The following is a 6,789-nucleotide window of genomic DNA, read 5'->3' as shown; positions in this document are numbered from 1 at the left end:
GGTCATTCAGGGCACGCCGCCGGTCCCGACCAAGTCGCCGGCGAAGGATCTGGGCCGCGAACAGGAGATCGCGGCGGCGGAGAAGGTGATTCAGGCCCTCGAGGACGAACTGGCGGCGACGAAGCAGACCGATCTGGAGCGCCGGATCAGCATCGCGCTGCGCAAGGCCGGCGCCGAGGCGACGGTGACGGAGAAAAACCGCATCCGGGAGATCGTCACGGCGATCGCCGAGGAGGAAGAGGCGCGGCGGCGGGCGGCGGATGCCGAGGAAGAGACGCAGCGGCGGCTGGAGGAGCTTTCGGAGGAGACGAAACGCCGCGTGGAAGACGCGTGGCGCGAAAGCGAGGGCCTGACCAAGGACTTCTTCGGCGGGATGCTGCAGGACATCCGCGCCGGGGCGACCGGAATGGACGCGCTGACCTCCGCGGTCGACCGGTTTGCCGCGCGGCTGCTGGATCTGGCAATCGAGGACGTGTTTTCGGCGCTGTTCGATCCGGAGGGCAAGGGCGGGTCGAAGGTGCTGTCCGGTATCGCCGGGCTGTTCTCGGGAAAATCGACGAAAACCGACGCTGCGACTGCCTCGGGAGCCGTTCCCGGCGCCGCGCCGGTGATTCCGGTGGCGCGGGCGGCGCTGGCGCCGCTGGCGGGCGATGCGGTGCGGGCGGCGGTGCCGTTTCCGGACAGCGTGGAGCGTTGGCGCGGCGATGTGGCGGCGGCGGTGGCCGGAACACGGGTGCCGACCGACGTGGCACTGGCGGTGATGGCGCAGGAGAGCCGGGGCAACCCGAATGCGCGCTCGCCGGTGGGTGCCGGCGGGCTGATGCAGCTGATGCCGGGCACGGCGAGTGATCTCGGCGTCGGCAACGTGTTCGATCCGGCGCAAAATATCGTCGGCGGCACGCGCTATCTCGACCAGATGATGGGCCGCTATGACGGCAACCTGCAGAAGTCGCTGGTTGCCTACAACTGGGGGCCGGGCAACGCCGACAAGTGGGGCGGCGACCTCTCCAAGCTGCCGGCCGAAACGCAGGGCTATCTCGACGCTGTGGGCGAGCGGCTGGGCACGACCGCCGAGGGGCTGGCGACCTTCGGCCAGGGGCTCGGCGACGCCAATGACGGGCTGACGCGGCTGGCGGAGGCCGCGGTGAGCGGCGACCAGGCGGCGGCGCCGGCGGTGGCCTCGATCGGCGCGACCACCAAGGCGAGTGCCGACGCGATCGGCGATGCGGCGACCGAGACGGCCGGGGCGAGCGAGGGCTTTGCCGGCACGCTCGGCGACACGCTGGGCGGGCTGGTGGGTTCGCTCGGCGACATGGCGGGCGGGCTCGTCGGCGGGATCGGCACGCTGCTCAAGGGGCTCACGGGGCTTGGCGGCGAGGGCGGTTTCGGCGATCTCCTGTCGGGGCTCGGCACCTTCGTGGCCGGTTTGTTCGGTTTTGCCGAGGGCGGCGGGCTGGACGGGGTGCTCGACGGGCGAGGGGGCGGGCGGATTGCCGTCGGCACCCACGCGCGGGCCGACGACGTGCTGATCCGGGGCTCGAAAGACGAGTTCATGGTCAACGGCCGGGCGACGTCGGCGCACCGCGACGTGCTGGAGCGGATCAACGCCGGCTGGTCGCGCGAGGACGTGGCCGACTATCTGGCTGGCGACATGTTCGGGCCGTCGATCCCGCCGTCGCCGTTGCAGCAACTGGCCGATGGCGGCGGGCTTGGCCCGGTGACGGGCGGCAGCGGCGTCGGCCGGGCACGGGTGGCGGCGGCGGGCACGCGGCTGACCCACGGCGTCGGCGGGGCGAACCCGGTGAATGTCAACTTCGAAAGCCGTGTGATCAACAACACCTCCGCCCGCGTAGACACCCGGGAGGAGGATGACGGCAAGGGCGGGCGGCGGATCATCCACCAGCTCGACGACATGGTGGCCGACGGCGTGTCGCGGGCGGCAGCCGGTCGCGCAAGTCGATCGGCCAGACCTTCGGGCTCAAACCGAGGCTGACCCCGCGATGACGATTGCCACCTGGCCCGCCGAGTTGCCGAAACCGCTGCGCGAGGGATTCTCGCTCGGCTACGAGGACGGCCGGCTTTCGAAGGGCGGCGAGGCGCCGGTGCCCGGCTTTCGCGGGCGATTCTCGCGGCCGGCCCGGCCGCAGCGGATGATGATGCGGCTCTATCCCCCCGACGCGCGCGGTTCCGGCGGTTCTTCGAAGAGGAGATCGGGCGCGGCGCCAAGCCGTTCCTGATGCCGGACCCCTCCCGCGATGGCCTGCCGCTGCTGACGATGGGCGGGGCGCCGCTGCTGACCACCGGCGGCGTGCCGCTCCTGCTGGCGGCGACGCAGCTGTGCACGATGACCGAGATGCCGGTGGAATCGCCCTACGGGGTGCGCTGGCAGGTGCAGCTGTCGCTCGCGATCATGCCGGTCTGAGATGGCGCGGCGGCTCTCCCTCAACGCGCGGCGGGCGCATCTGGCTGGTTCGACCGAAGAGGTCGAGGTGTTCCTCGTCGTGATCGAGCACCCCGACATCGGCGAACCGATGCTGCTCTCGACCGACAACGGCGTGACCCTCTCGACCGACCCGCTGGTCTACGGCACGCGCTCGACCTGGGCCTTCGGCGGCGTGGAGGGTATTCGCCGCGACTTCCCGATGGTGCTGATGAGCGCCTTCGCCCCGGACGATCAGGAGGACACGCCGCAGGCGGCGCAGATCGTCGTCGATCTGGTCGACCGTGACATCGTCGCGCTGGTGCGCGCCACGACCGAAAGGGCCGACGTGCACATGGCGATGGTGCTGGCCTCGACGCCGGACCTCGTCGAGGTGGAGTGGCTGGGGCTCAAGCTGATCGCGGCCGATCCGGATGCGGGGCAGGTGATCCTGTCGATGTCGCGCGAGCCGATCACGGCGGAGCCAGCGACCGCAGTGCGGATGAGCCGCGACGTGACGCCCTGTCTGCATCAGTAGGGTTGGGGAAAAAGATGCCTCACTGGTCGGAAAGCTACATCGGCCTGCCCTTCGCCGAGAAGGGCAGGACGCGGGAGGGGCTCGACTGCTGGGGCCTCGTGCGCCTCGTGCTGGCCGAGCAGTGCGGCATCGAGTTGCCGGGTTACGACGCGGATTACGCCTGCGTGGCCGAGGTGCGGGAGATCGCCGCGGCGCTGGGCAAGGCGCAGGCCTCGGCGGACTGGCTGCCGGTGCTGCCGGGTTCCGAGCGGGTCTTCGACGTGGCGCTGTTCCGGCGCGGCCGGCTGGAGGGGCACGTGGGCGTGATCGTCGAGCGCGGCCGGGTGCTGCATGTGGCGCGCGGCCGGGCAGCGGCGATCGAGCGGCTGTCGGCGGCGCATCTGGTGTCGGTGCATGTGGGCACGTTCCGGCATGCGGGGCTTGCGGACCGGGTGGTCGCGTGAGCCGTCCGGTGCGCCTGCCCCTCGACGGGGAGATCATCCGTCCCGGCGGGGGCCTCGACGTGCTGGCGATGCCGGTGCTCGACGCCGGGCGGAACCGCACGGCGCTGACGCTGCCGGCCGGGCTGACGGTGGCGGAGATCGTGGCCGTCGCCACGCCGGACCTGCCGGAGGCGGCGCGGCGGCGGATGCGGGTGCTGCTGGTGACGGAGCGCGGCACCTGGGCGGTGACGCCGGAGATCTGGCACCGGGTGCGTCCGCGCCCGGGGGTGCAGGTGGTCATCCGGCCGGTGGCGGAGGGCAACTTCTTCCGCAACGTGCTTCAGATCCTCGTGGTGATCGCGGCGGTGGCGCTCGGCCAGTTCTACGCGGTCGGGCTGGCGGGGTCGGCCTTCGGCACGGCGCTCGGGCTTTCGGAGGCGGCGGCCGGCTCGCTGATCACGCTGGGGGCGACGGTGGTCGGCAACCTCCTGATCAACGCGCTGGTGCCGCCGCAGACGCCGGACAACCGCAAGGCCAGCCCGAGCTACGGCGTGTCCGGCTGGCGCAACCCGGTGAACCCCGATGGCGTGCTGCCGCAGGTGATGGGCACGATGCGGATCGCGCCGCCGTTCATCGTGCCGCCCTATTGGGAAATCGTCGGCGGCAAGCAGTACAACCGGGGCATGCTCGGATGCTCGCTCGACGAGATCGAGATCGACGACATCCGCCTCGGCGAGACGCCGATCGGCGAGTTCGACGAGGTGCAGATGGAGATCCGCACCGGGGCGGCCGGCGACGCGCCGGTGACGCTGACCCCGGAACAGGTGATCCAGGAGGAGGTGGGTTCGCAGCTGCGCCGCGAACTGCCGCGCGACGACGACGGCGAGGTGACCGGCGAGCCGGCCGAAGACCAGCCGCTGATCCGCTACGCGCGCAGCCGCGCCACCAAGTGCAAGATCATCCTGTTCTTTCCGGGCGGGCTGTCGCTCTACTCGGTCTCGCGCGGGCGGCACATCGCCTGGCGGGTGCAGATCCGGATCGAACAGAAGCTGTTGCCGACGGGGACGTGGGAAGAGGTCGACATCCTCGACATCGACGAGATGAAGCGCGAGCCCTTCTGGCTGGAACACGAGTGGGGTTTCGGGGTGCGCGGCGCCTACGCGGTGCGGCTGACCCGGCTGACCGACGAATCGGAAGACAACAACGTCTCCGATCAGGTGCACTGGCAGCACATCCAGACCTTCCGGCCGGAGTATCCGCTGAACACCGCGCTGCCGGTGTCGGTGCTGTCGTTCCGGATGCTGTCGACCTACCAGATCAACGGGCAGGTCGATAGCCTCAACATGATCGCGCGGCGGGTCTGCCTCGACTGGGACGCGGAAACCGAGACCTGGGTGCGGCGGGCAACGCGCAATCCGGCGAGCCTCTACCGCTACGCGCTGCAATCGCCCGGCCTTGCCAAGCCGGTGGCCGACAGCGGGATCGACCTCGACCAGCTGGCCGAGTGGCACGAGTGGTGCGTGCTCAAGGGGCTGACCTACGACCGTGTCCACGATTTCGACGAGAGCCTCGAGGAGCGGCTGCGCGACATCGCCGCGGCCGGCCGCGCGAGCCCGCAGCACGACGGCCGCCGCTGGGGGGTGGTGATCGACCGGCCGCAGAGCGTCAAGGTCGACCACATCTCGCCGCGCAACGCGCGCTCGATCGCCTTCTCGCGGACCTACACCGACCCGCCGCACGCCTTCCGGGTGAAGTTCCGCGACGCGGCCAACGACTACGAATGGGCCGAGCGGATCGTGCCCTGGCCGGGGTTCACCGGCACGCCGACGATCCTCGAGGCGATCGAGTTCCCGTGGATCACCGATGCCGACCGGATCTGGATCGAGGCGCGGCGGATGATGTACGTCGCGAAATACCGGCCCGACCTGTTCTCGGCGATGCAGGACGTGGGCGTGCGGACCTCGACGCGGGGCGACCTCGTCGGCGCGAGCCTCGACCTGATCGACCGGCGGCAGATGTCGGCGCGGGTGAGCGGCGTGCGCGGCAACCTCGTCGAGATCGACGACACGGTGACGATGGAGGCGGGCACCAGCTACGCCATCGAGTTCCGCGCCCGGGTGACGTCGGATGATCCGGTCGGGGTCGCGGTGGTGCGGCTGGTGGCGACGGTGCCGGGGGATCATTCGGCGCTGCGGATGCTGCCAGTGGACCCGGGCGGGGCCGACGACGTGCCGGAGGTGGGCGGCGAGGTGCATTTCGGCGTCGCCGGAAACGTCACCTTCGATCTGATCCTCAAATCGGTGGAGAGCGGCGAGGGGTTCACCCAGCGGCTCACCTTCGTCGAGGCCTCGCCGATCATCGACGAGCTGACCGACGCGGAAGAGCCGCCGGCTTGGGACGGCAATGTCGGCGAGATCATCGTGCCGGAGGTGATCGCGCCGCTGGCGCCGGTGATTGCCTCGCTGCGCACCGGATCGGCCGGCAACGTGCTGCTGTCGCTGCGGGCGGCGGCGGCGAGCGCGCCGGTGGTGCGCTGGGAAGCCCGGCACCGGGCCGACGGCGCGCCGGGCTGGACGACGCTGACCTCGCCTGTGGCCTCGACGGTGCGGATCACCGGCTACGACGTCGGCGACGTCATCGACCTGCAGGCCCGCGGGCTGGCTGCCGACGGCACGCCCGGCGCGTGGGGCACGGAGGTGGCCTACACGGTCGGCGCGGAGTTCGCGCAGGCGCCGGAGGGCTTCGAGGTGGAGACCACCACGGCGTCGATTTCGGAGACGACGACCGGCGTGCTGGCGGTGTTCAGCTGGTCGCCGGGGGCGGACGACGACACCCACGAGGTGCAGTGGCAGACGTGGGACGGCACGACGGCGGGTGCAACCTCGCGTCTGGTGGCCGACGCCGGCGACACCGAGGCGCGCACCGGCTTCCTGACGGCCTACGTCGGCTATCGCGCGCGGTTGCGCCGGATTCCCGACGACGACGAGCCGTCGCCCTGGACTGACTGGAAAGTCTTCGCGACGGCAACGGCGCCGACGATCGCCGACGATTTCGGCAACCTCCTCGTCGATGACGAGGATTACTTCCTGGAGCCGGCATGACGACACCGATCCGCAAATTCGGGCAGGGCGGCTTTGCCGAGGCGTCGATCGCCTCGGCCGCGACCGTCGATCTCGGCGCCTCGACGGCCCGGTGGATCCTGATCACCGGCACGACCACGATCACATCCTTCGGCACGGCCGTGCATCAGGAAAAATGGGTGCGCTTTGCCGCCGCGCTGACCTTGACCCACAACGCCACCAGCCTGGTGCTGCCGGGCGGCGGCGACGTGACGACGGCGGCCGGCGACGCGGCGCTGCTGCGCTCCGACGCGAGCGGCCACTGGCGGGTGATCGTCTACGAGCGGGCGG

The 6,789-nt window shown here is 71.0% G+C and carries 6 protein-coding genes and 1 pseudogene; all 7 read left to right on the top strand.

All coding sequences use genetic code 11. The features are described from left to right. The coding region (locus tag A6302_RS25460) for a lytic transglycosylase domain-containing protein (protein WP_069308305.1) at nt 1-1,993 on the top strand (1,993 nt) is incomplete at its 5' end. A gap of 7 nt (nt 1,994-2,000) precedes the next feature. After that, complete coding sequence (locus A6302_RS18715) at nt 2,001-2,237, top strand: hypothetical protein (RefSeq protein ID WP_069308304.1); 237 nt, start codon at nt 2,001-2,003, stop codon at nt 2,235-2,237. Then, complete coding sequence (locus A6302_RS18710) at nt 2,237-2,422, top strand: hypothetical protein (protein WP_069308303.1); 186 nt, start codon at nt 2,237-2,239, stop codon at nt 2,420-2,422. The genes A6302_RS18715 and A6302_RS18710 overlap by 1 nt, the downstream gene beginning before the upstream one ends. A 1-nt stretch (nt 2,423) precedes the next feature. Then, nucleotides 2,424-2,957, top strand: a complete 534-nt coding sequence (locus A6302_RS18705; RefSeq protein ID WP_069308302.1) for a hypothetical protein — start codon at nt 2,424-2,426, stop codon at nt 2,955-2,957. A 14-nt stretch (nt 2,958-2,971) separates the two neighbouring features. Then, entirely contained in the window at nt 2,972-3,400 is a 429-nt protein-coding gene (locus A6302_RS18700; protein ID WP_069308301.1) for an NlpC/P60 family protein, read from the top strand. After that, nucleotides 3,397-6,480, top strand: coding sequence for a TipJ family phage tail tip protein (gpJ, locus tag A6302_RS18695; RefSeq protein ID WP_069308300.1), 3,084 nt, complete (start codon nt 3,397-3,399; stop codon nt 6,478-6,480). The genes A6302_RS18700 and gpJ overlap by 4 nt, the downstream gene beginning before the upstream one ends. After that, nucleotides 6,477-6,789: pseudogene (locus A6302_RS18690) on the top strand (hypothetical protein); the annotation flags it as partial. The gene gpJ and the pseudogene A6302_RS18690, both read left to right, overlap by 4 nt.

Source organism: Methylobrevis pamukkalensis, assembly GCF_001720135.1.
Classification (GTDB): Bacteria; Pseudomonadota; Alphaproteobacteria; order Rhizobiales; family Pleomorphomonadaceae; genus Methylobrevis; species Methylobrevis pamukkalensis.
The sequence above is the reverse complement of the archived record's forward strand: the minus strand, read 5'-3'. Positions and strand labels throughout refer to the sequence as shown.